The organism is Methylobacterium jeotgali, assembly GCF_022179345.1.
Taxonomy (GTDB): domain Bacteria; phylum Pseudomonadota; class Alphaproteobacteria; order Rhizobiales; family Beijerinckiaceae; genus Methylobacterium; species Methylobacterium jeotgali.
Genome location: NZ_BPQR01000085.1, coordinates 13,072 through 38,762 on the forward strand (window position 1 = coordinate 13,072; position 25,691 = coordinate 38,762).

The 25,691-nt window shown below is 66.8% G+C and carries 23 protein-coding genes, 2 tRNA genes and 1 pseudogene; 17 read left to right on the forward strand and 9 right to left on the reverse strand.

Annotation, left to right across the window (positions count from 1 at the left end; all coding sequences use genetic code 11):
• The first annotated feature begins 27 nt into the window (after positions 1 to 27).
• Positions 28 to 1,080, forward strand: coding sequence for a ferrochelatase (hemH, locus tag MFF04_RS20410; protein WP_238278633.1), 1,053 nt, complete (start codon positions 28 to 30; stop codon positions 1,078 to 1,080).
• Positions 1,081 to 1,147: 67 nt separating this feature from the next.
• Here hemH and MFF04_RS20415 read toward each other — a convergent pair whose 3' ends face one another.
• Positions 1,148 to 2,017, reverse strand: a complete 870-nt coding sequence (locus MFF04_RS20415) for a peptidylprolyl isomerase (protein ID WP_238278636.1) — start codon at positions 2,015 to 2,017, stop codon at positions 1,148 to 1,150.
• A gap of 227 nt (positions 2,018 to 2,244) precedes the next feature.
• On the opposite strand from MFF04_RS20415, the gene MFF04_RS20420 reads away from it, so the two are divergent.
• The 4 genes from MFF04_RS20420 (at position 2,245) to MFF04_RS20435 (ending at position 7,267) form a co-directional block, all read left to right on the forward strand.
• On the forward strand, positions 2,245 to 2,565 hold the full coding sequence (locus MFF04_RS20420) for a hypothetical protein (protein WP_238278638.1): 321 nt from the start codon (positions 2,245 to 2,247) through the stop codon (positions 2,563 to 2,565).
• A gap of 229 nt (positions 2,566 to 2,794) precedes the next feature.
• Positions 2,795 to 5,707, forward strand: a complete 2,913-nt coding sequence (gene secA, locus MFF04_RS20425) for a preprotein translocase subunit SecA (protein ID WP_238278640.1) — start codon at positions 2,795 to 2,797, stop codon at positions 5,705 to 5,707.
• A gap of 8 nt (positions 5,708 to 5,715) precedes the next feature.
• On the forward strand, positions 5,716 to 6,126 hold the full coding sequence (locus MFF04_RS20430) for a GNAT family N-acetyltransferase (protein ID WP_238278642.1): 411 nt from the start codon (positions 5,716 to 5,718) through the stop codon (positions 6,124 to 6,126).
• Between the two features lie 226 nt (positions 6,127 to 6,352).
• Complete coding sequence (locus MFF04_RS20435; protein ID WP_238278644.1) at positions 6,353 to 7,267, forward strand: manganese catalase family protein; 915 nt, start codon at positions 6,353 to 6,355, stop codon at positions 7,265 to 7,267.
• Positions 7,268 to 7,364: 97 nt separating this feature from the next.
• On the opposite strand, the gene MFF04_RS20440 is transcribed toward MFF04_RS20435, so the two are convergent.
• Together MFF04_RS20440 and gntA are read right to left on the reverse strand one after the other, a co-directional pair.
• Positions 7,365 to 7,988 carry a DUF1989 domain-containing protein gene (locus MFF04_RS20440; RefSeq protein WP_238278646.1) on the reverse strand — a complete coding sequence of 208 codons (624 nt, stop codon included), beginning with the start codon at positions 7,986 to 7,988 and terminating at the stop codon, positions 7,365 to 7,367.
• The gene (gene gntA / locus MFF04_RS20445; protein WP_238278648.1) at positions 7,978 to 8,682 is read right to left on the reverse strand and encodes a guanitoxin biosynthesis heme-dependent pre-guanitoxin N-hydroxylase GntA; all 705 of its coding nucleotides are present in this window, start codon (positions 8,680 to 8,682) and stop codon (positions 7,978 to 7,980) included. The genes MFF04_RS20440 and gntA overlap by 11 nt, the downstream gene beginning before the upstream one ends.
• Before the next feature lie 284 nt (positions 8,683 to 8,966).
• Here gntA and MFF04_RS20450 point away from each other — a divergent pair, with 284 nt between their 5' ends.
• A complete protein-coding gene (locus tag MFF04_RS20450) occupies positions 8,967 to 9,161 on the forward strand; it encodes a hypothetical protein (protein WP_238278649.1) in 195 nt (64 codons plus the stop codon).
• Between the two features lie 231 nt (positions 9,162 to 9,392).
• On the opposite strand, the gene MFF04_RS20455 is transcribed toward MFF04_RS20450, so the two are convergent.
• Positions 9,393 to 9,482, reverse strand: a tRNA-Ser gene (locus tag MFF04_RS20455).
• 287 nt (positions 9,483 to 9,769) lie between these two features.
• On the opposite strand from MFF04_RS20455, the gene MFF04_RS20460 reads away from it, so the two are divergent.
• The 3 genes and pseudogenes from MFF04_RS20460 to MFF04_RS20465 all read left to right on the forward strand — a co-directional run.
• Positions 9,770 to 9,854 (forward strand) — tRNA-Leu (locus tag MFF04_RS20460).
• A gap of 142 nt (positions 9,855 to 9,996) precedes the next feature.
• A complete protein-coding gene (locus MFF04_RS22000) occupies positions 9,997 to 10,266 on the forward strand; it encodes a DUF6538 domain-containing protein (protein ID WP_306424004.1) in 270 nt (89 codons plus the stop codon).
• A gap of 179 nt (positions 10,267 to 10,445) precedes the next feature.
• A pseudogene (locus MFF04_RS20465) lies at positions 10,446 to 10,710 on the forward strand (AmpG family muropeptide MFS transporter); the annotation flags it as partial.
• A gap of 188 nt (positions 10,711 to 10,898) precedes the next feature.
• Here the strand turns inward: MFF04_RS20465 and MFF04_RS20470 are convergent.
• From MFF04_RS20470 to MFF04_RS20480, 3 genes are read right to left on the reverse strand one after another with little or no spacing between them, the layout of a single operon-like run.
• Entirely contained in the window at positions 10,899 to 12,110 is a 1,212-nt protein-coding gene (locus MFF04_RS20470) for an ABC transporter substrate-binding protein (protein WP_238278651.1), read from the reverse strand.
• A complete protein-coding gene (locus MFF04_RS20475) occupies positions 12,110 to 13,696 on the reverse strand; it encodes an ATP-binding response regulator (protein ID WP_238278653.1) in 1,587 nt (528 codons plus the stop codon). The genes MFF04_RS20470 and MFF04_RS20475 overlap by 1 nt, the downstream gene beginning before the upstream one ends.
• Positions 13,693 to 14,358, reverse strand: coding sequence for a response regulator transcription factor (locus tag MFF04_RS20480; protein WP_238278655.1), 666 nt, complete (start codon positions 14,356 to 14,358; stop codon positions 13,693 to 13,695). The genes MFF04_RS20475 and MFF04_RS20480 overlap by 4 nt, the downstream gene beginning before the upstream one ends.
• 483 nt (positions 14,359 to 14,841) lie before the next feature.
• Between MFF04_RS20480 and MFF04_RS20485 the strand changes: the two genes are divergently transcribed.
• From MFF04_RS20485 to MFF04_RS20515, 7 genes are all read left to right on the forward strand, one after another.
• The gene (locus MFF04_RS20485; RefSeq protein ID WP_238278657.1) at positions 14,842 to 16,143 is read left to right on the forward strand and encodes an ABC transporter substrate-binding protein; all 1,302 of its coding nucleotides are present in this window, start codon (positions 14,842 to 14,844) and stop codon (positions 16,141 to 16,143) included.
• Complete coding sequence (locus MFF04_RS20490; RefSeq protein ID WP_238278659.1) at positions 16,140 to 16,904, forward strand: ABC transporter ATP-binding protein; 765 nt, start codon at positions 16,140 to 16,142, stop codon at positions 16,902 to 16,904. Before MFF04_RS20485 ends, MFF04_RS20490 begins: the two co-directional genes overlap by 4 nt.
• Positions 16,901 to 17,662, forward strand: a complete 762-nt coding sequence (locus MFF04_RS20495) for an ABC transporter ATP-binding protein (RefSeq protein ID WP_238278661.1) — start codon at positions 16,901 to 16,903, stop codon at positions 17,660 to 17,662. Before MFF04_RS20490 ends, MFF04_RS20495 begins: the two co-directional genes overlap by 4 nt.
• 7 nt (positions 17,663 to 17,669) lie before the next feature.
• Positions 17,670 to 18,581 carry a branched-chain amino acid ABC transporter permease gene (locus tag MFF04_RS20500; RefSeq protein ID WP_238278664.1) on the forward strand — a complete coding sequence of 304 codons (912 nt, stop codon included), beginning with the start codon at positions 17,670 to 17,672 and terminating at the stop codon, positions 18,579 to 18,581.
• A gap of 2 nt (positions 18,582 to 18,583) precedes the next feature.
• Positions 18,584 to 20,221: a branched-chain amino acid ABC transporter permease gene (locus tag MFF04_RS20505; protein WP_238278666.1), complete on the forward strand. Its 1,638-nt coding sequence runs from the start codon at positions 18,584 to 18,586 to the stop codon at positions 20,219 to 20,221.
• Between the two features lie 37 nt (positions 20,222 to 20,258).
• Positions 20,259 to 22,577: a N,N-dimethylformamidase beta subunit family domain-containing protein gene (locus MFF04_RS20510; RefSeq protein ID WP_238278668.1), complete on the forward strand. Its 2,319-nt coding sequence runs from the start codon at positions 20,259 to 20,261 to the stop codon at positions 22,575 to 22,577.
• Between the two features lie 135 nt (positions 22,578 to 22,712).
• Positions 22,713 to 22,919: a hypothetical protein gene (locus tag MFF04_RS20515; protein ID WP_238278670.1), complete on the forward strand. Its 207-nt coding sequence runs from the start codon at positions 22,713 to 22,715 to the stop codon at positions 22,917 to 22,919.
• Positions 22,920 to 23,142: 223 nt separating this feature from the next.
• On the opposite strand, the gene MFF04_RS20520 is transcribed toward MFF04_RS20515, so the two are convergent.
• Positions 23,143 to 23,307, reverse strand: a complete 165-nt coding sequence (locus tag MFF04_RS20520; protein ID WP_238278672.1) for a hypothetical protein — start codon at positions 23,305 to 23,307, stop codon at positions 23,143 to 23,145.
• A 46-nt stretch (positions 23,308 to 23,353) separates the two neighbouring features.
• Complete coding sequence (locus MFF04_RS20525) at positions 23,354 to 24,793, reverse strand: aminotransferase-like domain-containing protein (protein WP_238278674.1); 1,440 nt, start codon at positions 24,791 to 24,793, stop codon at positions 23,354 to 23,356.
• 360 nt (positions 24,794 to 25,153) lie between these two features.
• Here MFF04_RS20525 and MFF04_RS20530 point away from each other — a divergent pair, with 360 nt between their 5' ends.
• On the forward strand, positions 25,154 to 25,636 hold the full coding sequence (locus tag MFF04_RS20530) for an MSMEG_0572/Sll0783 family nitrogen starvation response protein (protein ID WP_012452016.1): 483 nt from the start codon (positions 25,154 to 25,156) through the stop codon (positions 25,634 to 25,636).
• Positions 25,637 to 25,691 lie beyond the last annotated feature (55 nt).

Here is a 25,691-nt window from a genome sequence, read left to right on the forward strand (position 1 = left end):
GCGGACGCCGCGGGCGCCGTGAGAGCGATGAACGAACGCGTCGAACCGACCCTCCTCGCCGGCGCCGCCGCGATGCCCGCGGACCACCCCGCCATCCGCTGCGGCCGGGTGGGCGTGCTGATCATGAATCTCGGTACGCCGGAAGCCACGAGCTACTGGCCGATGCGGGCCTACCTCAAGGAGTTCCTCTCCGACCGCCGGGTCATCGAGGTGCCGCGCCTGATCTGGTGGCCGCTTCTCAACCTCATCATCCTCACGAAGCGGCCGGGGCCGAAGGGCCGGGACTACGCGAGCATCTGGAACAAGGAGCGGGACGAGGGGCCGCTCAAGACCATCACGCGGGGCCAGTGCGAGAGGCTCCAGGCGGCGATGGGCGATTCCGTCGTGGTCGACTGGGCGATGCGCTACGGCAAGCCGGAGGTGTCGGCGCGCATCCAGGCGCTGCTCGACCGGGGCTGCGACCGCATCCTGCTGGTGCCGCTCTATCCGCAATACGCGGCGGCGACCTCGGCCACCGCCTGCGACCAGGCCTTCAAGGCGCTCATGAAGATGCGCTGGCAGCCGACGGTGCGGGTCTCGCCGCCCTACCACGACGATCCCGTCTACATCGAGGCCATCGCCCAATCGATCCGGGAGGGGTTGGCCAAGCTCGACTTCGAGCCCGAGGTGATCCTGACCTCGTTCCACGGAGTGCCGAAGAGCTACCTCCTGAAGGGCGACCCCTACCACTGCCAGTGCGTGAAGACGGGCCGCCTCATCCGCGAGGCGCTTGGCTTCTCGCCCGAGCGGATGCGCACGACCTTCCAGTCCCGCTTCGGCAACGAGGAGTGGCTGAAGCCCTACACCGACGAGACCGTGCAGGCGCTGGCGAAAAGCGGCGTCAAGCGCATGGCGATCGTGGCGCCGGGCTTCACCGCCGACTGCCTCGAGACCCTGGAGGAGCTCGACGGCGAGAACCGCCACTACTTCGAGGAGAACGGCGGCGAGCGCTTCGCCTACATCCCCTGCCTCAACGACGGCGACCTCGGGATGCGGGTGATCGAGCACGTCGTCGCCCGGGAGCTCAAGGGCTGGGTGTAGGGGGGGCAGGCGCGACGCCCCCTCTCCCCGCGGGCGGGGAGAAAGGGACGCACCGCCGAGGCCCGCGTCAGGGCTTCTTCGGCTCGTCCGGCTTCGCGGGGGTGGCTGCGGCGCCGACGCGCTCGACCTTGGCGCCCTCGCGCAGCTTCAGGATGATGTCCTGCTGGGCCTTGCGGGTCAGGTACTGGTCGACCTGGTCCTTCATCTCGGAGAAGCTCGGCACCGGCTTGGTGCGCTTCTCCTCGACCTTGATGACGTGCCAGCCGAACTGGGTCTTCACCGGGTCCGAGACCTGGCCCACCGGCAGGGCGAAGGCGGCCTCCGCGAAGGGGGCGACCATGCGCTCCTTGGTGAAGAAGCCGAGATCGCCGCCCTCCGTCTTGGAGCCCGGATCCTTGGAGACCTCGGCGGCGACCTTGGCGAAGTCCTCGCCGCCCTTGAGGCGCTGGGCGATGGCCTTCGCGTCGGCCTCGTTGTCGACGAGGATGTGGCGGGCGCGCACCTCCTCCTCGGGCTTCATCGCCTTGGCGGTCTGGTCGTAGAGGGCCTTGGCAGCCTCGGGCGTCGCCGCCTTCTTCGACTCCCGCTCCAGGTACTCGTCGAGGAGGAGCTTGTCGCGGAAATAGGCGAGCTTGCGCTTGAACTCGGGGGTGTCGCCGACCTTGGCGGCCTCGGCCGCCTGCGCGCCGACCCGGAGGTCGACCATGTAGTCGACAAGGAGGTTCTTCTTCTGCTCCTCGTCCACCCCCGGCAGGGACAGGGCCGGATCGTCCGCCGCGACCGCGAGATCGCCCTGGGTGATCTTCGCGCCGTTGACGGTCGCCACCACGGTATCCGGCGCGGCCGGGGTCGGAGCCTGGGCGAAGGCCACGCCGCCCGGCAGGCTCAGCGCGAGGGCGAGCGCGCTGGCGCGCAGGGAGAGGACGGGCTTCGGCATGGCGTGGCGGTTTCCTCGGGTCGTCTTCGGGCCCCGCCCGTCGAGCGCGCGGGGTGAGCCGGCCCGCGCGACGCGGGCCAGGGGCGGCGAAAGAGGTGGCGTGCGCGGTCGCCGAACGCAAGTCGCGACCCGGCGAGCGCGATCGGTGCATTGCGAGCGATCGCCGCGAGCCTTCGTTAAGGCGGCCCCGCTAGCCTCGGCCCGGGTTCCATCGAGGGAGAGGGCGCATGCGCAGGCTGTCTATCGTCGCGGTCGTGGCCCTTGTCGGGCTCGCCGGCACCGCCGAGGCGAAGGGGCGCCGCTCCTTCGGCGGGATCTGGACCGCGACGCCGCCCCTGACCCTGCGCACCGGCCCGAGCCCCGCTGGCCTGAACGGTCCGGTGCCGGTGGCGGCGACGCCCGGCGCCATCGAGCTGCTGCCCCGCCGCGCCTCGGCCGATCCGGCTCCGGAGTCCCGCCCCGCGCCCGCCGTGGCGAAGCCGGAGGCGCCCTGGTGCGCCAGCGGCCGCATCACCGGCTCCGGCGCCGGCTTCTGCGAGATCAACTGAAGCGGCGCGGGCTCCGCGGGCCCGCGCTCTCCGACCCGAGCGCTGCGACATCGAGGCCGTCCGACCGCCCTTCCGGGGCGGCGCGGACGGCCCTTTCGCATGGACGCGCGCCGCGCCGGTCGAGCTGGCCGCAGGCCCGGCTCTTTCAGGTGCGCCCCCCGATATATACCTCTATAAGCGCGCCCAAACGCCGGCCGGTACGGCCCATCTCGACCACAGGTTCCCTTCGATGCTCGGTGCCCTCGCCAAGAAGATTTTCGGCTCGTCCAACGACCGGCGGGTCAAGGGCTACCGCCCGCGCGTCGCCGCGATCAACGCGCTCGAGCCGGAGATCCAGGCGCTTTCCGACGATCAGCTCCGCGCCCGCACCGAGGAGCTGAAGGCGGAGCTCGCGGCGGGCAAGAGCCTCGACGACATCCTGGTACCGGCTTTCGCCACCGTGCGCGAGGCGGCCAAGCGGGTGCTCGGCCAGCGCCATTTCGACGTGCAGATGATCGGCGGCATGGTGCTCCACGAGAGCGGCATCGCCGAGATGAAGACCGGCGAGGGCAAGACGCTCGTCGCCACGCTCGCCGTCTATCTCAACGCGCTGGAAGGCAAGGGCGTCCACGTCGTCACCGTCAACGACTACCTCGCCTCCCGCGACGCGGAGTGGATGGGCCGGGTCTACCGCTTCCTGGGGCTCTCGGTCGGCACCATCGTCCACGGGCTCGACGACGGGCAGCGCCGCGAGGCCTATGCCTGCGACATCACCTACGGCACCAACAACGAGTTCGGCTTCGACTATCTGCGCGACAACATGAAGTACGAGCTGGGGCAGATGTCCCAGCGCGGGCACAACTTCGCCATCGTCGACGAGGTCGACTCGATCCTCATCGACGAGGCGCGCACGCCGCTCATCATCTCCGGGCCCGTCGACGACCGCTCGGAGCTCTACGTCGCCGTCGACGCGATCATGCCGATGCTCGTGCCCGAGCACTACGACCTCGACGAGAAGCAGCGCACCGTCTCGCTCACCGAGGCCGGCAACGAGTTCGTGGAGGAGGCGCTTCGCGAGGCCGGCCTTCTCAAGGAGGGCGACCTCTACGACGCCCACAACGTCACCCTCGTCCACCACGTCAACCAGGCGCTGCGCGCCAACACCCTCTTCACGCTGGACAAGGACTACATCGTCAAGAACGACGAGGTCGTCATCATCGACGAGTTCACCGGCCGCATGATGCAGGGCCGGCGCTATTCGGAGGGGCTTCATCAGGCACTGGAGGCCAAGGAGCGGGTCACGATCCAGCCCGAGAACCAGACGCTCGCCTCGATCACCTTCCAGAACTACTTCCGCCTCTACAAGAAGCTCGCCGGCATGACCGGCACAGCCGCAACCGAGGCCGACGAGTTCGCGGAGATCTACAAGCTCGAGGTGGTCGAGATCCCGACCAACAAGGAGGTCGAGCGCGTCGACGAGGACGATGAGGTCTACCGGACCGTCGAGGAGAAGTACGCCGGCATCATCGCCGAGATCGACAAGGCGCACGCCCGCCACCAGCCGATCCTCGTCGGCACCGGCTCGATCGAGAAGTCCGAGTACCTCGCCGAGCTGCTCAAGAAAGCCGGCTACAAGCTTCTCGACTACTCCGACCCGAACGCGCTCACCGACGTCTACGCCGCTGCGCGAGAGGGACGGGTGACGAAGCGCTTCGCGGTGCTCAACGCCCGCTTCCACGAGCAGGAGGCCTACATCGTGGCCGAGGCCGGCGTGCCCGGCGCCATCACCATCGCCACGAACATGGCCGGGCGCGGCACCGACATCAAGCTCGGCGGCAACCTCGAGATGCGCATCGAGAAGGAGCTGGGCTCCGTGGCCGAGGGGCCGGAGCGCGAGGCCGCCATCGAGGCGCTCAAGGCCGAGATCGCCGAGAACCGCACCCGGGTGCTGGCCTCGGGCGAGCCCGCCGACCCGGAGGCGGGGCGCAAGCGCGACCTGCCCGGCGGCCTCTACATCATCGGCACCGAGCGCCACGAATCCCGCCGCATCGACAACCAGCTCCGCGGCCGCTCCGGCCGCCAGGGCGATCCCGGCCGCTCGAAGTTCTACCTGTCGCTTCAGGACGACCTGATGCGCATCTTCGGCTCCGACCGCATGGACGGGATGCTGACCCGGCTCGGCCTGGAGCAGGGCGAGGCGATCATCCACCCCTGGATCAACAAGGCCATCGAGAAGGCGCAGCAGAAGGTCGAGGCGCGCAACTTCGACATGCGCAAGAACGTGCTCAAGTACGACAACGTCATGAACGATCAGCGCAAGGTCGTGTTCGAGCAGCGCCGGGACTTCATGGCCCAGGAGAGCGTGCGCGACACCGTCGACGAGATGCGCCACGGCACCGTGGACGACCTCGTGGCCGTGCACATCCCCGAGAACGCCTACGCCGAGCAGTGGGACACGGAAGGCCTCAAGGCCCGCGTCGCGGAGGTGCTGAACCTCGATGAGCCCGTCGACGCCTGGGCCAAGGAGGAGGGCATCGCCGACGAGGAGATCCGCGAGCGCCTGCGCAAGGCCGCCGACGAGGCCTACGCGGCCCGCGTCGAGAAGAACACGCCCGAGCTGATGACCTATATCGAGAAGCAGGTCCTGCTCCAGACCCTCGACCATCTCTGGCGGGAGCACCTCGTCACCCTCGACCACCTGCGCCAGGTGATCGGCTGGCGCGGCTTCGCCCAGCGCGACCCGCTCAACGAGTACAAGTCCGAGGCCTTCGAGCTCTTCAACGGCCTCGTGGCATCCTTGCGCGAGCAGGTGACGGGCCAGCTCTCGCGCATCGAGATCATGTACCAGCAGCCGGAGGGCGAGGAGGGCGCGCCCGACGGCCTCGGAGCCCCGCCGAGCCTGCCGCCGATGTTCGCCCAGCATCTCGACCCGGTGACGGGCGAGAACGAGATGGCCCGCGCGCCCTTCGGCACGGGCAGCGACGGCGGGGGCGGTCCCGCCTACGGCTTTGCCGGCAGCGGGCTGGCGGCGGACGGTGCCGTGCTCGAGCGCGATCCCGAAGACGCCACCACCTGGGGTCGCGTCGGACGCAACGAGCCCTGCCCCTGCGGCTCGGGCAAGAAGTACAAGCACTGCCACGGCCGCTACGCCGCGGAGGCGTGAGGCCGGCCGTGAGTGGTGCGGTCGCCTACGCGGTCGAACCGGATCTCGACGCGGCCTCCTTCCAGGAGGTCCTCGTCGCATCCGGCCTCGCATCCCGGCGCCCGGCCGAGTTCCTCGAACGGCTCGGCCGCATGCTCGCCGGTGCCGACCTGGTCGTCACCGCCCGGATCGACGGGCGGCTCGTCGGGGTGGCGCGCACGCTCACGGACTTCTCCTTCTGCGCCTACCTCTCCGACCTCGCCGTCGCCCGCGACGTGCAGGGGCTCGGGATCGGGCAGGGGCTGATCGAGGCGACGCGGCAGGCGGCGGGGCCGGAGGTCTCCCTTCTTCTCACCGCCGCCCCCGGCGTCGAGGGCTACTACGCGCGCATCGGCATGCCGCGGGTGGCCCACGCCTTCCGCTACGACCGGGAGCGTTAGACCCCGCCTCGTCCCCACCGGCCGAAGCGGGCGCTGGCCGTTGCGATCGCGGCCCGGACGCACGTTGCCTCATCGTCCGAGGCGGTGGCGTGACGGTTCCGCGAGACACGCGGTGTCGGAGCGTGGCGGCCGGCATCCTTCGAAAGCGCTCGGCCGCGGGGGAACATTGCCGGCCCCCTGAGGTAGCCCGTCTGTGCGATCCCCGCGCAGACAGGAGACGACCGCCATGTTCATGAGGCTCGATCGCCTTCAGGCCGAACTGCCGATCCCGAAGAAGCCCGATCCGAACGCTGCCGCCGCGCTCCAAGAACTACTCGGGGGCAAGTACGGCGAGATGTCGACGCTCGGAAACTACATGTTCCAGAGCTTCAACTTCCGCAACAAGTCGAAGTTGCGTCCGTTCTACAGCCTTGTGTCGAGCATCTTCACCGAGGAGCTCGGCCACGTCGAGCTGGTCTCCAACGGCGTCGCGCTGCTCAACAACGGCCCCGGCGACGACACCGAGAACGTGGACGTCTCCCAGGCACCCTTCGAGGACATGAAGGACGTCCGTCTCGCCGGCGCGTTCTTCCAGAACGCCGGCGGCGCGACGCCGGTGAACTCGAACGCCCAGTCCTGGAACGTCGACATGGTGACGACGACGGGCAACCTGATCATCGACCTGCTGCACAACTTCCACCTCGAGTGCGGGGCGCGCCTGCACAAGCTGCGCGTCTACGAGACCCTGAAGGACCCGACCGGTCGCGAGGTCTGCGGCTACCTGCTCGTGCGCGGATCGGTGCACGCCCACGCCTACGCGCTGGCGATCAAGAAGCTCACCGGCGTCGAGATCGAGAAGATGCTGCCGACGCCCAACATCGTCCTCGACAAGATCCCCGAGTGCCAGAAATATCTGCAGGAGGGCTCGCACCGGCGCCTCTACACCTTCGGCTCGCCGGACTATCCGGAGATGGCCGGCGTCTGGTCGAACGACGAGGTGGCGCTGCCGGGCGATCCGCCGGGCAACCTCGAGATCGTCGACGGGGCGCCGGAGGGCGGCAAGATGGCCGAGCTCGACGGCAACTACGGCGCCTTCGTGCCCGACTACGCTCCCCAGGAGATCTTCGAGATCGCAAGCAAGCTCTACAAGAAGAGCCGCTAAGGCGCCCTCCGAAGATGATCAACCCGAGGCGCGGCATCCCTGCCGCGCCCGACACAGGCTGCCGCCGCGTCTGGACCGAGGTCTCGGCGGCCGACGGCTACGCTGGTTGCGTTCGCCCCTCGCCGCGCTCGATGCGATAGTGGATCGGCTTGAAGCGGCCGTTGTTCGATTGCAGGGCCGAGCACGCCGTGAGGCCGATGACGAGGTCCCTCTCGGCGACGAAGCTGATGTGATCGCCCGCCCGGCTCAGGGGCGGCTCGACCCTCAGCGCGCCGGTTGCGGCGTCCACCGGCACGTTCATGAAGCAGTTGAAGGCGACCGGAATCCGATCCGGCGCGATGCCGTAGGGCTGGAGAGCCGCGGCCAGGTTGCCGAAGCATCCCCGATGCGGATGGGCGTCGCCGTAGATGATGCGGAACGTGTCGGACGAGCAGGGCGTCAGCAGGAAGTCGTGGCGCCCGACGGTGTCCTCGACGATGCGCAGCAGCACGTTCGAGCGGTTCGAGTAGAGGGGGTCGCCCGTCGTCAGGTAGATCCGGCTCGCGTAGTCGAGGGTGCGCCCCGACGAGATCACCTCGTCGAGGTCGTGACGGTTGAAGGCCAGGAGGTCGGCCACCTGCTCGCCGCGCGGATCGATGACGGTGAGGCGATCGCCGCGATCGAGGGTGAAGGCCACGCCCGACCGGGGCTCGATCTCGTGGATGCCGCCCTCAGCGCACATCGGCTGCCCCCGCTTCGCTCCTGCGCGGCCGGAAGGGGCAGCGCCAATCCTCGTCCACGGCGCGACCGCTATACTGACGCGCCTCGGAGGCTTCGCCGTGGCGGGCCAGCATCGGATTGGTCGATCCGGCCAGAGCCTCGTCCCGCTGGAGGATGGACGCGCGCAGCTTCTCGTAGCGGCCGGCCTCGCGCAGCTGCTCGAACTGGGCGTGAAGGTTGAACACCAGGGCCGGCGAGGAGAACCGCCGCGCCGGCCGGCTGGCATGCGGGTGCAGGCCGACCACGAAGAACGCTTCGCCGGCAAAGCTCAGCGAGAAGTGCGGGTTGTCCGGCTCGCGCGCCACGCGCCCATCCCAGGGATGGCCGAGCCAGGCGTCCTTGTCGGCGAGCGACTGGATCCTGTCCCAGAGGTGCCGCTCGAAGCCCTCCTCGTCGAGGTCCGCGGGTCCTTCGAACACGACGGCGAAGCTCTGGAACAGGTCGGGCTGCCGGCGATAGCGAGCCGCGAAGGCGAGGAGGGCCGGGTAGATGCGCAGATCGTCCCAGGCGGATGTGATGTCGCGGGCGACCACGATCCGCATCTGGCCCTTCGACAGCGCCGATTTCGCGCCGACGCAGGGGAACCCGGCCTCTCGTATGAACGCGTGAAAAGCCTCCGTCTTGGGATGGCCTCGATCGTCGCGGGGAAACTGCATGGACACTCGGCACGCTGACGGGATGCTCCCGCCGGGCGGCGGGGAGTCTGCCAATCCCACCTCGCCCGAGTTGTTCCGACGCAATCCGAGAAGGCGGCATTTGCCCACAGGCGGGCGCCGGGTGAGCGTCGCGGGCTCGGCGTTCGAGGCTCGCGCTCTCTTCGGTGCCAACCTGGGCGGCGTTGGGGCCGCCGACGTTGAACGACATCATCACCCCGGAGACGGCGCCCGCGCCGATCAGGCCGGCGGTCCCGTAGTCACCCGTCAGGCCGGATGACCAGTTCATGTCGAAGCTGTTCAGCGAGATCGGGCCGGCCACCGACCCGGATGCCGGGCCGGTCTGGACGACGTCGAGCGCGCGGTTCGTGATAGCCATCTTCGGCAGGATGGTCACGCCGCTCTGCGCGTTCAGCACGAGGCGGTCCGAAAGGATCTCAAGGTTCCTCGAAACGCTGAAGGCGGTGTCGGCGCTGAAGTAAGGTCACGCCATTCTCGATGTTGATGCCGGGGCGCACGAAGCCCGCCGCGGACCGGACGGGGCTAACCGCTACGATTCATCTTTCGAGTATAAGACGGAGGTGCGGAAGGTCCGAGGGTTCGCCTCGACGGAACACCCCACCGTCCGGCGGACGCCACTAGGGCCAACACCGCGGCGTCGCCACAGGACCGAAAGAATTATTCCGAAAAATCAATATCTTGCGAGTGGTTTCTGGCGGAGGGAGCGGGATTCGAACCCGCGATACCGTTTCCGGTATACACACTTTCCAGGCGTGCGCCTTCAACCACTCGGCCACCCCTCCGACCTTTCCAGCCACGAGGGCCAAAGGTGGCGCTGGCCTTATCCATGCCGCGCCCGCGTGCTGTAACGGGCCGCTTCATGCGGCGCAAGGCTGTACACTGCACCGAATCACGCGAAGGACCGTGATGGTCTGCCGACAGAAGCGCGGTGCCGGCATCATCTCGTCCTTAAGCCCGAACAAGAGAACCGCCCCGCCCCGATCACGTAGCGGCTGCGTTGCATCGCCATGATTGACGTCGCTCAGATCGCACCCTAAAGGGTCACCAACGCAGGCCCTCGCGGCTGCGGGCCCAGGTGGCGGAATTGGTAGACGCGCTGGTTTCAGGTACCAGTCTCGCAAGAGGTGAAGGTTCGAGTCCTTTCCTGGGCACCATCAAGCAGCTAAGCGCTTGATTCGTCGGTAAGTTCAGTCAGATCATGTGGTTGGGGTCGCCCGAGTGATGCACACGGGTGATGCACATGGTCCTCGCGATGTCCCGTCCGCATAAGCACCCGACGACCGGCTTTTTTTTTATGTGCGCAAGCGCGTCCCGAAAGCGGTTGCCGCCGCCTATGGCCGGAAAACCGTTTCCTTCAGCCTTGGAACGCGTGACCCGGAGGAGGCACGACGGCTTCATGCCGCCGAGATAGCCAAGCTTGAGCAGGAGTGGGCTCGGCTTCGTAGCACGGAGGTCGACCCAGCGGGTGACGCGACTCAGCCCGGCGGAGACGGCGAGGGGATCCTTCGCAGCTTAAGCGAACGCGAAGCCGCCGTACGCGCGCAGTGGATGGCCGTTTCGACCTGATCTATGCTGCGGGCCGCAGCAGAGCGGATCGAGCATGAACGCGCCGGCCATCGCGGCACCTGAGAAGACGCCCTTCTGGTCGGCGCTCTTCACTGACCGGCGGATCGCCCCGGCCCTCGGGCTCGGCTTCACCTCCGGCATCCCGTTCCTGCTAGTCTACGCCACGCAGTCGGCTTGGCTATGCCTTCGCCTCGGTCGTGCTGATCACCTACATGTCGACGCTGGCGTCCACGGAGCACGCGGCGAGCCAATTCGGTCTGCTGACCTCGCTCTGTGCCTTCCCCAGCAGCGTGCTGGCAGGCTTCTCCGGCTTCATCGTCGAGCGGACGGGCTTCTCGTGGTTCTATCGTCCTGACCTCGTTGATCGGCCTGCCCGTGGCGCTGCTCGCGGTCTACGTCTGGGTCAAGGTCGGCATCTCCGACGAGACCGCGCCGCAGGCTGGCGCGAACTCCTGGCGCGAAGCGGCGGTACTGCCTTCACCTACTGCACCGCCGCTTTCCACCCGAAGCCCACGCTCCGAATGTCCTCTTAGACCGTGACGAGCCAAAATATGCGGAACTTAATTAGAGAATGCTCCTGAATGGACGATCGATTCCTAACGGTACTAAGTATGTATGTTGCGTGCTGCTCGCTATGACATCCAGCTTGGAAGTCGAAATGCACCGGTGCGATAAGGGTCAGGAGCAATCAAGATCTGATCGGCGGTATGATCTTGAATCTGAAAGAAGAGGTGGGGCATTCCAAGTGATGGATCGCCGACGACATTCGGATACGGAATAGCGGATTGGGTCGCGACATCGTATTGGATCGTGCCGACGACGCTGCGATAGATCGTGCGCCGGAGGCGCGCGGCCACGCGGCGGTTCTGCTCGAAATGGCCGGGAGGAGCGGTTCCTCCTTCGAGCGCCGCGGCGATCGCGTAATGGTGCAGAGCGACATAGGTCTGCGCGCCGACGCTCGGCGTCGAGCTGGCACCGAAGCGTGCTCGATAACGGTGCGCAAAGGCGTTGCCTATGGCATCGGGCAGCAGGCCGACGACAGTGCCGACGATGATCCCCTCGGCCGAGCGGCCCGTCGCGGCCGTGAATGCCGCGTGCATGGCGCCGTACTGAAGATAGACGAGGGCCGGGACCGGCGCGCGCATGAACTGCTGGTGGAACGCCGCGAGATCGCCTGCGAAGAAGTGGGTGTTGGCGATCACGTTGGGACGGCTTTCCCGGATCAGGGAGAGGGCCTGCGACCAGTCGGTGCGCGGCGTTCGCACGACTTTCGGACCACAGCAGACCTCCCAGCCGAACTGGGGGGCCGCGGTCGCCATCGCGTTGGCGATGACGATGCTGTAGGGCGCCGATCCCGAGATGATGGCGATGCGGTTGCTTGCAGGGCGCCACTGCCCGGTCTCTCTTAGCCAGGAAATGAATTTGATGAAGCCTTGCCCGTACCAGTACTCCGCCGGATCGCTCATGAAACAGCCGAAGTACCGGTCCGGATTCGAGGTGATTGTGTCGTGGTGCTGAAGCAAGGTGTTGTGGTGGATGTAGAGGATACCGGCATCGGCGATCGGCTCGTATTCCGAGTTCTGCGGGCCGATGTTGTAACCGCAGATGATCGCATGGGCGCGATGGAGGTGGATCAACACCTGCGCGCCCGCCACGACCGCCTCGGCATTCTGGCGGCCGGTGTCGACGAACACCGGAGCGACCGGCCGGCCGAGGATGCCGCCGGCGGCGTTGATCTCCTCGCTGGCCAGGGTTAGCCCGTTGCGGAACTCGATGCCGTCGGCGGACGAGGCGCCGGTGAGCGGCACGAGGCTGCCGATGGGGATCGGAGCGGACTCGCTCATCACTCGCCTCCTTGATGGGATTGGGGCTCGGCGGGGAGCATCTCGGTGGTCTCGTAGAGGAGACGATGCATGAGGACCCTAAGGCCCGGCGGGCTGATCGGCTTCGTCAGCACCGGGAAGCCGAGATCCCGGATGCGGGCGTGGCTTTCCGGGTCGGCATCGGCCGTCACGATCACGCAGGGCAGGTCCGCCCCGAGATGGGCGCGCAGCCGGGCGCAGACCTCGGTGCCGCGCTCGTCGCCCGACAGCCGATAGTCCGAGAGGACGAGGAGCGGCTCCAGCGCCCCGCTTTCGATCGCCGCTTCGACCTCGGCGAGGCGGGCGCAGGCGGTCACTTCCATGCCCCAGCGCTGGAGCAGCCCGGTCAGCACGCGGCGCAGATCCGCGTCGTCTTCGATGACGAGCACCGGCAGGCCGGCGAACTGCCCGGCCAGCATCTCGCTGATCTCGGTCTCGGCCACCTCGCTCTGCCAGACGTCGCCGAGCGGCACCTGGATCGAGAAGGTCGAGCCTTCCCCGAGCCGGCTCTCCAGCAGGATGGGATGGCCGGCCAGCTCACTGATGCGCTTGGCGATGCTGAGCCCGAGACCGAGCCGCTTGCGCTGACCGTCCTCTGCCCGCCCGACCCGGTAGAACTCCTCGAAGATGCGCTCCTGCTCGTCCGGCGCGATGCCTGGACCGGTGTCGCGGACTTCGATCCGACAATGGGTTCCGTCGCCGACACAGGCAACGGTCACGCGACCGACGGGAGTGTAGGTGATCGCGTTCGCGACGAGGTTGGCGAGCACCCGCTCGAGCAGGGCCTTGTCGGTGACGATGGGCAGCGCGCAGGGCAATACGTCGAGGATCAGGCCCTTGTCGCGGGCGAGAGGCTCGAATTGTATGCGCAGGCGGTCCAATAGCGTAGCGGCGGGGAAGGTGGTCTTGCGCGGCACAATGTTGCCAGCGTCGAGCTGACCGATGTGCAGGAGCGCGCGGATGAGGTCTTCCATGACCTCGACCGACACGTCCATGGCGTGCAGCGCTTCGCGCCGCGCCGCCTCGTCGCTCAGTGATAGGCAGGTGTAGATCAGGATCTTGAGGGTCGCGAGCGGCTGACGCAGATCGTGGTTGGCGGCGCGCAGAAAGCGCGACTTCGTTAGATTGGCAGTCTCCGCAAGGTCCTTGGCGGCCTGCAACGCCCGCTCCCCGCGCTTCAGGCGCGTGATGTCCTGCACCGACAGGACGAGCCGCCCAACCTCGTCCCGGCTTGGCAGGAACTCCAAGACGCGTCCATCGGCCATCGCCACCTCGCGGGCTTCCTCGTGCCAGAGCGCGGCCGCGAGGTCCGCGGCCCAGCGCTGAGGCTTGGTCTCGACCACGGCCTCATGGGTGCGCGCCAGCGCCAACAGGAATGCGTCGAGAGCCTCTCCCGGCGACAGGGTCTTTGACGCCCGATCGAACAAGGCCTTGAGTCGACCATTGGCGGCAATCAGTCGCCGGTCGCTCGCGAACACCGCGAGACCGAAGTGAGCGCTCTGCAGCGCCTCCCAGATCGCGTCGAGGTCGAGCGGCGACGACCGAGCCGGGGCGGGGGGGAGGCTCACCGGACCTCGCCGTCCGGCGCGCGGACCCGTCCGTCGCGCAGTTGGGTCACCGCGTAATGCATCAGCGCGGAGCGATCTTCGACGCCGAGCTTCTTCATGATGCGCGTGACGTGGACGCGGACCGTGTGCGGGCTGAGCCCGAGATCGCCCGCGATGCGCGCGATCGAGCGTCCGCCGCCGAGGAGCGCGACGACCTCGACCTCACGCCGGGTAAGAGCGGTCTTCTCCGCCGCCGGGGCCTCACCGGCGGCGGGCGGCATCGGTCCGCCTTCCAAGATCCGGCGCGGAAACGAGACCTGTCCGGACAGGACAAGGGAGAGCGCCGTCACGATCTCCTCCGGCTTGGCGGATTTCGGGATGTAACCAACGGCGCCGAGCTGGATCGCCCGCATGATCCGCTCGCGGTCCTCATGCACCGAGATGACGACGATCGGCACGTCGGGATGGCGCCGCCGCAGGTGCTCGATCTCGCCGTCCCCCCGTATGCCGGGCATGACGAGGTCGATCAGGAGGAGGCCGATGTCGTCGCGGGCGCGCAGATGAGTCTCAACCTCGGTGAACGTTTCCGCCTCGATCACCTCGATGTCACCCTGCACGCCGCGCAGGACCTGCCTCAGGGTCTCCCGCACGATCCAGTGATCGTCGGCCACCACCACGCGCATTGTTCTGCGCCTCCCGTGCTGCGAAGCGTCCTTCAAGCGCGCCTCTCGGAACTGCCATAGACTGGATGCAGCGATCGGGCGACCGTGGTTCCGGCATCGGATCAGGCGACGGCATACGCCTCCGTCGAAGGCGATTCGTAAGTGAATAATCATTTTGATTATATCACTCCGCGGCTCTGATCCAGGTCAATCTGGAGGCACCGGTTCGGTCGCAGCAACAGTCCGGTATCGCATTCTCGCCAAACGTCAAACTATTTCAATATTTTAGCTCCGAGACTATCGCGACCCTGCAGGACCTCCGGGCGATGCGAGTTTTGGCATACTGCCTAATTAGTATCGGTAGAACTTTTTTCGCGAGAGGAATTGACACGTAGCCATAAAGATTATTCCATTTGTTGGTCAGGGGCGACTTTCCGGGGCGGATCCCGTCCGGAGGCGGCACCCTTTTCCCGGCGGCGCGCTGGATATGTCCGGAGGTTTTCGATGAAGGATCGTACCGTCGATCGCAGACAGGTGGTCCAGGGCTTGGCCGCGGGCGCCGCACTGGCCGCGGGTGGGGCGGGTCTCGCATCCGCCGTCTTCCCGACTCCCGCCATCGCCAAGCCGTCCGGGGAGCCGATCGTCCTTGGGCTGACGATCTCGCAGACCGCAGCCGCGGGCGTCGCCGACCATCAGGATCACTTCAACGGCTCGACGCTGGCGATGGAGGAGATCAACGCGGCCGGCGGCATCCTCGGCCGGCCCCTCCAGTTCAAGGTCGTCGATGTCGACCTTCTCAACGCCGAGAGCTGCCAAGCGGCGATCCGCAGCCTCGTGGACCAGAAGGTCCACGCCATCTCCTCGCCGTTCCTGTTCGTCCCGATTCCGGCCATGGACGCCTCGGTGGCGTATGGCTGTCCTTACGTGAACGGCAACACCCAGCGCGCCGCCACCGATCTCACTGCCGCGCACCCTGACAAGTACGGCCACATCTTCCAGATGGACCCGTCCGAGGTCTATTACGGCGAAACATTCCCGATATTTCTCCAGGATCTTGAGAAGAGCGGCGCTTGGAAGCCGAAGAACAACAAGGTACACATCGTCCAAGAGCAGATTGCCTACAATCAGACGATCTCACGCTCGTGTCAGGAGGCGCTCAAGAAGAGCCGCTTCGAGCTCGCCGCGGTCACCGACATCCAGTACCCCGTCCAGGATTGGGGGCCGGTCATCCAGAAGATCAAGGAGGTCGGCGCCGGCACGGTGATGATCGACCACTGGGTCGCCGCAGAGTACGCCGCCTTCGTCAAGCAGTTCCGCTCCAATCCTTTGAAGGACAGCCTCGTCTATCTCCAGTACGGCCCCTCGCAGCCGGAGTTCCTCGAACTCGCCGGGCGCGCCGCGGAAGGTTTCGTCTGGAGCACGGTGCTCGGCGTCTATGCGGACGAAAAGGGCAAAGCCTTCCGCGATAAGTACAAGAAGCGCTTCCCCGGCAAGGTCATGGGTCTGTGCTACACCGGCGCCGGCTACGACATCGTTCACATGATGAAGGACGTCTGGGAGAAGACCGGTAAGCCGGAGGATTTCAAAGCGAACTGCGCCGCGTTGCGCGAAGGCGCGTTCCGGGGCGTCTGCGGCTGGTCGATCATGGGCAACAAGCGCCAGGAGGCGGTGCAGTACCCGGTCGGGACGCAGGACGTCGAGAAGGGCATGAGCCAACTCTACTTCCAGGTCCAGAGCCGGGAGAGCAAGATCATCTATCCCTTCGCTCTTAAGGAGACCGAATACAAGACCGTGCCCTGGGCATGAGCGTGCTCGGCATCGGTACCTCCGAGGCTGGCGCACCGCTCTTCGCCTGCTCCGACATCGCGCTCGACCTCGGCGGTCGGGAGATCCTGAAGGGCATCTCGCTCGCCGTTGCACCGGGCGAGGTGCTCGGCATCATCGGCCCGAACGGAGCGGGCAAGACCAGCTTGTTCGAGGTGCTGAGCGGGCGTACCGCTCCGAAGCGCGGCCGCGTCACCTTCGAGGGCCGCGACATCACCGGGCTGAAGCTCTACGAGCGGGCGCGCATCGGCATCGGCCGCACCTATCAGACCCCCGTCGTGCCCGAGGATCTCACGGTCGGCGAGGTTCTGAAGGGCGCCCGGCAGGCCTACGCACCCTACCTGACCCGCCACCACGCCGAGTGGGGCCTGGAACTCGTCCATCTTGGCGTGGACGAGGCCCTACCGGCGAGCCGGCTGGAGACGCTGAACCGGCGCAAGCTGCTTCTCGCCTGTCTGCTCATGCGCCGGCCCAAGTTGCTGCTCCTCGACGAGCCGGCGGCCGGGCTCATCAACGCCGAGGTCGATGAACTCGATCACCTGATCCGCTTGCTCTCGAAGGAGATGGGCATGTCGATCGTGATCGTAGAGCACCGGATCGAACTCCTCGAGACCATCGCCGACCGCGTCATGGTGATGGATGCGGGCGAGAAGGTCGTCGAGGGAAGCCTCTCGACCGTGCTGGCCGATCCCCGCGTCCACGCCGCGTATTTCGAGCACATCGAGGAGGGCGAACTGGCATGATCGGCTTCCTGGCACGGCGACGTCCCCCCGAACCCGAATCGGACGGTTCGATCCTCGCGATCCGCGGCCTCTCGGCCGGCTACGGCCCGATGCGGGTGATTCACGATCTCGACCTGATCGTGCGGGCCGGCGAGCGCCTCGGCATCGTCGGCCTCAACGGCCACGGCAAGTCGACGCTGTTCCTCGCCATCGCCGGCTTGACCGGCTGGCAGCGGGGCTCGATCCGCCTCAACGGCCGCGAGGTCGGCGGTTCGCGCAGCCAGGGACCCGGCCGCTACACCCACCACGTCGTGCGCCAGGGCCTCGCCCTGATGCCGCAGGGCGACGAGATCTTCCACGGTCTCACGGTCGAGGAACACCTCGACAGCGGTGCTTTCACGCCGCGCTCCTGGCGCGAACGGGCCCCGCGCAAGGAGCGCGTGCTGGCGATCTTCCCGCCGCTGCGCAAGCTGATGGCAACGCCGGTCGGACGCCTCTCGGGAGGCGAGCGGCGCATGGTCTCCCTTGGGCGAGGACTGATGGCCGACGCCTCGCTGTTCCTCGTTGACGAGCCCTCCCTCGGCCTCGCCCCGAAGATCGGCAAGGGCGTGATGGACGCGCTGATGGGCCTGGAACTCGGCAACTCCGCCATGGTCATCGCCGAGCAGAACGTGGCCCTCCTCGAAGGCCGGGTCGACCGCATCCTCGGCATGCATGTCGGCCAACTCAAGGGCGAGGCCTCGACCTCGCTCGCATCGCAGACCAAGCGCGAGTTGTGAGGTCACCGTGGATATCGGGTTCGTCATCGTCTCGGCCGTCACGCTGGCTTGCGTCTATGGCACGCTGGCCATCGGCCTCTCTATCACTTGGTCGAGTCTCGGCCTCGTCAACATGGCCTACGGCGTCACCTTCGCGGCCGCCGGCTACGGTGCTTGGCTCGTCGCCGAGCAGTTGCAGGCGATCGATGCTCTCGCCGACATGACGCTCGTCGTCGGCCCCGTCGTCATCCTGGCCGGCATCCTCACCGGCGCCGTCTGCGGGCTGATCGTCTGCGCGATCGCGTTCATCCCGATCCACGACAAGCCGAACTTCACCGTTCGCGGACTGATCGCGAGCCTCGCGCTGAGCCTGATCGGCACGCAGTTCCTGCTTCAGGTCTTCGGCCCGCGCGCCAAGAATCTGCCGCCCCTGTTCGGGGATTGGGAACTGCCACTCGGCAATGTCGTCGTCACCGCCGACAAGGGCGGCGCCATGGTGACCTCCGTCGTCATGCTGGCCCTGGCACTCCGCTGGATGCGGTCGAGCCGGCGCGGTCTCGAGATCCGCGCCATGATGATGAACCCGCATGCCGCCTCCCTCGTCGGCATCGGCGTCCGGCGCACCGGTTTCTACGTCATGGCACTGACGGGCGGGCTGGCTGGGCTGGCCTCGGTGCTTCTGTCGCAGACCTACTTCATCAGCCCTTTCAGCGGCCTCACCCCACTCATCAAGGGTTTGAGCGTGGCGCTGCTGGGCGGCCTCGGCAGCGTCGGCGGGGCGATCGCCGCCGCGATCCTCCTCGGCATCAACGAGGCGCTGACCTCCGCCCTGCTCGGCGGACAATACGTCCTGATCACGCAGTTTCTGCTCATCATCCTCGTTCTGCTGGTCCGCCCCCGCGGGATCGCCGGCATCCTGGACAAGGCGCGGGAGGCGTGACCATGGGCGAAGTCTGGAAGAACCCGCTCACCCCCTGGCGGGGTGACGCGGAGCCCGCGGAAGCAGCGAGCGATCCCTGGCGGGATCCCGGTGAGGTCTGGCGCGCCAAGCGTGCCTCCTCCGTTCCGATGCACAAGGTCGGACGCCTGCGCTACTTCTGGAAGGCGCAGGGCCACGGCGAGCGGACCTGGAACCGTCTTCGCTACTGGCCGACCAGGCGGCGCGTGCTCGACATTCGCGGCGAGTACAACCCAAAGATCCTCCGGCGCGAGAAGACCATCCTCGACCGCCGCCCGATCTACTGGGCGCTCAGCTTCCTCGCCATCCTGCTCGCGCCGCTGATCGTTCCCGGCGATCTGCAATCGACGCTGATCAGCGCCGGGACGGTGTTCCTGATCTACGCCGCGATCAACCTGTGCTGGACGCTGATCATCGGCACAGCCGGCATCTTCTCGCTGGCGACGATGGCGGTCGTCGGCGCGGCGGCCTACGGCGCGGCGGCGATGTCGGTCTTCTACGGCTGGCCCTGGTGGACGCTGCCCTTCGTCGGGGCCGGCATCGGCCTCGTCTTCGGAGTGGTGATCGCACTGCCCGCGACCCGCCTCGACGGCTTCTACTACGCGCTTTTGACGCTCGGCCTGAACGAGCTGTGCCGGGTCTACGTGGTGCAGTCGCGCACCTTCGGCTCGGCGACCGGCGGCCTCTATGGAGCGGATTCCTTCATTCCCGCCGGGCTCTCCCCGTTCGGCGAGCTTGCCACCGGTTACTACGCGGCCTTCGCCCTGATGCTCGTCGCGCTCGCGCTGTTCCGGTTCGTTCATGGCAAGCGCCTCGGCCGCATCCTGCGGATGGCGCCGGAGAAGCGGGAGGCCTTCGCCCAGGCCGTCGGAATCAACTACCGGGCCGCACGCATCCAGGTCTTCATCCTGTCCTCTGCGGCGCTCGGGCTGATCGGCGGCTTCTATGCCTCCTACTTCCGAGGTGCCTCGCCATCGCTGTTCTCCTTCGACGCGGTGCTGCTCGGCCTCGCCATGCTGGTGATCGGCGGCATCGGCCGCTCGGAAGGGGCTGTCGCGGGCACCTTCATCGTCATCCTGATCGACAAGGTCTTCCTGTCCCTCGGGCCGATCCGCCTGATCGTCATCGGCCTGATCATGCTCGGCGTGGTGCTGTTCCTCAAGAATGGACTCTTCGGGATCAAGCAGCAGTTCCGCGCCTGGCGGAACAAGAAGAAGAGTGAGAACCGCTCTTCGCGAGCGGAGAAAGGTGGAGAGATGCTTCCGGAAGAGGCGACCGAGACCGAAGACAAGGACCTCATCTACGCGCGACGGTTCGACAAGATGCAGCGCGACTATCTGAAGACGATCGTCTCCGAGCGTCTGATCGAGGAGCACCAACGTAATCCGCTCGGACAGCACAGCGAGCCGCTCGAGCGCCTGCTCATGTACTTCCGGCGCCAGCCGCAGGTCGACAAGTACGCGATCACCGTGATCGAGCCGTTCAAGGCCTACCGGATCGTGGCCCTGTCCGGCCACCGCGGCGTCGCCCCCCGGCTCGTCGAAGAGAAGACCTACCCCACTGAGGCCGAGGCCTACCACGCCGTGTTCCTGCGCCGCGTGCAAGATCTGCTTGAGTACTAAAGTTGGACTCCTTTACAACTCGCGACAGGAAAGCCTGATGTCTCAAGTCAAGCTGTTCGGCTACACAGATCGCATCTCTGCAAAGCCTGGCGAGCGCATCGATGTTCACGTCAACGCCGATGGTACGGACACGGCGGAGGCCCAACTCGTGCGCCTCGTCCACGGCGACGCTCATCCCTCGGGGCCGGGCTATATCGAGGAGGAGGTCGCCTGCGAGGCGAACGGGCCGTGGAAGGTCTGGAAGCAGTACACGCAGGTCGGCTCTTTCCTGCGTGTCGCCGACCCGCACCAACGCCTCGCGCCGGACGGCAGCTTCACGGTCTTCACGTATCTCTGGTCGACGTTGCCGATGGTGGGCCTGCGCCAGTCCCTGGTCGGGCGTTGGGACATCCGCTCGAACAAGGGCTTCGGCTTCGGCATCAACCGCAAAGGCTTCCTCGAGTTCTGGGTCGGCGACGGAAGCGATGTCGACTACGTCGCCGCCGAGGCGCCCCTCATCGCACGTATCTGGTACTTCGTCGCCGTCTCCTACGATGCCCGCACGGGCCGCGCCGAGATCTTCCAGGAGCCCGTCGTCAACCGCTACAACTCTCTCCTCGGCAAGGTCGTGCCGATGGACTATCGCTCCCACGTCGCCGAGACTCTTCGGTTCCGGCCGCGGCACGATCCGCAGACCCCCTTCCTGATCGCCGGCGCGCAGGACTGGCACGAGGCGCGCGGCCATTTCGTCGGCCAGTGCTTTTGCGGCAAGCTCGACCGCCCCGGATTGTACGGACGGGCCCTGAGCCGTGAGGAGATGGCTGCCCTCCAGGCCGGGCAGCGCCCTGCCGATGGCCTCCTCGCGTTCTGGGATACGACCGCCGGCTACACCGAACGCGGCATCGGCGACACGGTGATCGACACCGGCCCGCACGGTCTCGACGCGGTCGGCTACAACCGACCGGTCCGCGCCCAGACCGGCTACAATTGGAACGGCCGCAACGACTGCTTCCGCCTCGCTCCTCAGGAATATGGCGGCGTCGAATTCCACGTCGATACGATGATCGACAGCAACTGGAGCGTGACGCGGACCCTAACGCTGCCCGACGGCCTCAAGAGCGGCGCATACGCGATCCGCCTGCGGGCTGGGCCCGGCCGGGGACTGGCCGAGGAATACGTCGTATTCTTCGTGCGCGCCAAGGTGCCGAAGGCGCCGGTCGCCTTTCTGGTCCCGACGGGCAGCTATCTCGCCTACGCTAACGAGCATCTGAGCTTCGACGCGCAGATCATCCAGCCGATGACCGGCCAGCCGCCGATCGTCGACGAGATCGACATCGAGATGTACAAGAACCCGGATTTCGGGCTCTCGACCTACGACAGTTACGAGGACGGCGCCGGCGTCTGCTTCAGCTCCTTCCGCCGACCGATCCTGAACATGCGGCCCAAGTATCGCATGTCGAGCATGGGCACGACGTGGCAGTTCCCGGCGGACCTCTCCGTCATCGCCTGGCTCGACCAGTCCGGCTTCGACTACGAGGTGCTGACCGAGCAGGACGTGCATCAGGAGGGGCTCGCCGCACTGAAGCCGTACCGCTGCGTCCTCTCGGGCACGCATCCCGAATACATCTCCGAGCGCGTCCTCGACGCCACCGAGGACTTCATCGCTGAGGGCGGCCGGTTCATCTACATGGGCGGCAACGGCTATTACTGGAACGTCGCCTACCGTGACGACGAGCCTTGGATCATGGAGGTCCGCAAGCTCGATTCCGGCATGCGCGCCTGGGCGGCGCGCCCCGGGGAGCACTACCTCCAGACGACCGGCGACAAGAGCGGCCTGTGGCGCAATCGCGGTCGCCCGCCCCAGAAGACGCTCGGCGTCGGCTTCATCGGCGAGGGGTTCGAGAGCGGCAAGCCGTTCCGCCGTATGCCGGACAGCTATCACCGCACCGTGTCCTGGATCACGGAGGGGATCGAGGGCGAGATCATCGGTGATTTCGGCCTCGCGCAGGGTGGCGCAGCGGGGCTGGAGCTCGACCGCTACGATCTCAAGCTCGGCACCCCGCCGCACGCCAAGATCATAGCGTCTTCCGGCGGGCACACCGACAATTACGTTCTATCGGTCGAAGAGGTGCTCTACGCCTATCCGGGCATGACCGGAACCCAGGATTACCGCATCCGGGCCGATATGGTGTTCTTCACCGCCCCGAACGGTGGTGCCGTGTTCTCGGCCAGCTCGATCGCCTTCGGCCAAGCTCTTCCGGTCGACGGCTTCAAGAACTCGGTTGCCAAGCTCCTTACGAACGTGGTCGGCGCCTTCGCGAAGAACGGCCCGGTTCCGGGTGAAGCCTGGATCTCCGACGAGAAGCAATGGCGATAGAATCGAGCCGGGATTAGGGCCCTTCCGATCTCTGTGCGAACAGTATCGAACATACGTCATCGATCTTGAGATGAACGCATTCAAGCATCCGTTCAATATTGATCTCTTGCAAGTGAGACTAGGAGTTTAACAATCATGAACACAATCACAGATGTCGCAAAATCTTTCTTCGATGCCTGTGAATCGGGCGGTGGATGGGAGGCCTGCAAAGCCTATTGTACGCCGGACGCGATCTTCTCGGCCCAGGCGGATGCCCTCGCAAACGTGACGACTTTGCAGGAATACACGGATTGGATGAAGGGTCTTCTGACCTTCGTTCCCGATGGATGCTTCTTGGATTGAAGCGGACTTGCCGATAAGTTCGGCCCTCGCCACCACGCCTAGACTATGGCGCTCATCGTCAGGGCGGGCAACGTCGTTCGCGCTCGGTCTACCGGCGGCTGAACTGATGTCGGGGCTCCGGCGGTCGTCCTCCGCCGCTCGCCGGCCCTGCGCCTCATCGCGGGCCATGCCGATCTTGAAGCGGAGCTCGCCCACCGCGGTGTCGATGACGCGAATCGCATCGCTACGATTGGCGGGGCCGATGCCCCCCCCAGTCCGGCCGCTGCTCCCTACAGGCGAGGAAGTAGCCTCGGAACTCGGCCAGATCCGCATCGGTCCAGTCGGCGAGCGCCTTGCCGTAGGGCCGCGGGGTGAACGGCGAGACCTCCTGCGAGAAGCTGTCCTGCAAACGAAAGATCCCGGACGATGAACGGTCCGCGTGAGTGCCGGGTGTCTCAGATGTAGGTAGAGGCGAGGGCTGGCGGGCCTTCGAGTGCGTGGGCGAGCACCTCTAAGCCGTGCGTAATCTGCTGCCGGGTCGACGGACCGCCGAGGCAGAGTCGCACAGCCTCCGGCGGGGTCCCAGCCACGCAGAAGGGGTCGCTGCCGACAACGCCGAGCCCCGCCGACCGTCCCTGGCTGGCGAAGGCCGAACGTGTCCAGCCTTCCGGCAGTGTGATCCAGACGTGGAAGCCGTGCGGATCGGCGATGTAGGTCTCGGCCGGAAGTAGTGAGGCGACGATGCGCTGGCGCGCGGCCGATTCCTCGCGGACGAACTGCACGACCGCATCCGCGGTGCCGTCCATGATCCAGCGCGTCGTCAGTGCCGTCGAGATCGGCGACGCCATGACGGTCGCGGCCCGCAGCGCACCCGCGAGCGGCAGGGCGGACCGGGCGCTCGGGGCGACCAGGAAGGCGAGGCGAAGCCCGGCGCCCAGGCACTTGGCCAAGCCTGCCACGTAGTACGTGATCTCGGGCGCGAGCTCGGCGAAGCTCGGCGGCGGGGCCGGGCAGATGCGCGCGTAGGCGTCGTCCTCGATGATGCTGACGGCATAGCGCCGCGCCACCGCGATGATAGCCTCCCGCCGCGTGCGGGACAGGGTCGCGGTCGTGGGATTCTGCAGCAGCGGATTCAGGTAGATGGCCTTCGGGGCGACACGGGTGCAGGCCGCCGCGAAGGCGTCCGGATCGACCCCATGGCGGTCCATGGGCAGGTCGACGAGGCGCAGCCCCAGATGTGCCGCGAGCGCGCGGATGCCTGGATAGGTGATGCGCTCGGCGCAGATGGCGTCACCCGGCCGGGCGACCTGACCCAGCACACTGGACAGAGCGCTGTGCGCACCGGGGCAGATCAGCAGGTGCTCCCGCGCCGTCTCGACCCCGCGGCCCTTCAGCCACCGCAGCGCCGCCTCCTTGTCGTCGTCGGTCCCGCCGAAGCCCTGGTAGCGCAGAAGGTTGGCGAGGTCGCCGGAGAGTTCCGCGAACGAGGCCTGCATGCGCGACCGCAGGGCCGGCGCGTCGGGCTCGGGCGGCAGGTTCATGGTGAAGTCGACCGGCCCGACCCGCGGCGCGCCTGCGGCGTTGCCCGAACGGGCGGAGAGCGACGGATCGACCACGAAGGTGCCCTGGCCGACACGTCCCTCGATCAGGCCGCGCTTATGCGCCTCGACATAGCCGCGGGACACCGTCGTGAAGTTCAGGTCGAGCGCCTCGGCGAGGGCGCGCTGTGTGGGCAGACGCGTGCTGGGCATAAGGCGCCCGGTCCGGATGTCGTCCGCCAGGGCCTCCGCGATGGCCAGATAGTGCGGCTTGCCCCAGCGCTTCAGGTCCGGCGTCCAGCCCCCGGCTATGACGTCGTGAGGGCTCGTCGTCCCTCCTATCTTCGTAGCCTTCATCCGCCCTGCGCCTGTACATCAGCATGCGATCAATGTTCGATTGTATGGCTAGCAAGCGTCGTACCGCAACGAGTCCTCGAAAAGCCTCCCCTCGCTTTCCATACAATGCCAGCAATCACTGCATCTTGAACGGGCAAGCGGTGTTTACGGAACGCGCACATGTTGATTTCGAAACAATCTTGGTCCAGCTCGATGCGCCACAACCGTAGCCAGGTCATTGATCATGTGATTGTACGCATACTACATCGGCACATTGATCGGCACATTGATCGGCAAGTCTCTGGCACGCCGCTTGCCATGAAGGCCTCGTGACCGCTCGCAGTCCTGCCTGCCGGGGTCCCATCCTTCAAGGAGAGAGCCATGCCTGCCGTGAACCGCGAACCCCACAAGAAGGGCGACTTCCTGGTCGATTACGAGGAGAAGGTCTTCGAGGACGTGAAGGCCGAGCCGGGGCAGAAGGCGCTCGTCACCTTTCACACGGTCGCTTTCGAAGGCTCCATCGGCCTCGTAAACCTGCTCCAGGCCACCCGCCTGCAGCGCAAGGGCTTCGACACCTCCATCCTGCTCTACGGCCCTGGCATCACGCTGGGCGTCCAGCGCGGCTTCCCGCGGCTGGGCGACGAGGCCTTCCCGGGGCACCTGAACTTCAACAACCAGCTTGAGAAGTTCATGGCCGAGGGCGGCAAGGTCTACGCCTGCCGCTTCTCGACCCAGGCCCTCTACGGCCACGGCGAGGCGGCCTTCATCGAGGGCATCCGCATGATCAACCCCCTCGACGTCCTCGACTGCATCCTCCTGCACAAGCGCGACAACGCGGTGATCATCGACACCTGGACCGTCTGAGCGCGCCTTCGGGTCCGTCGACCGGGACGTCGCATCCGGCGGCCGCACGCGACGC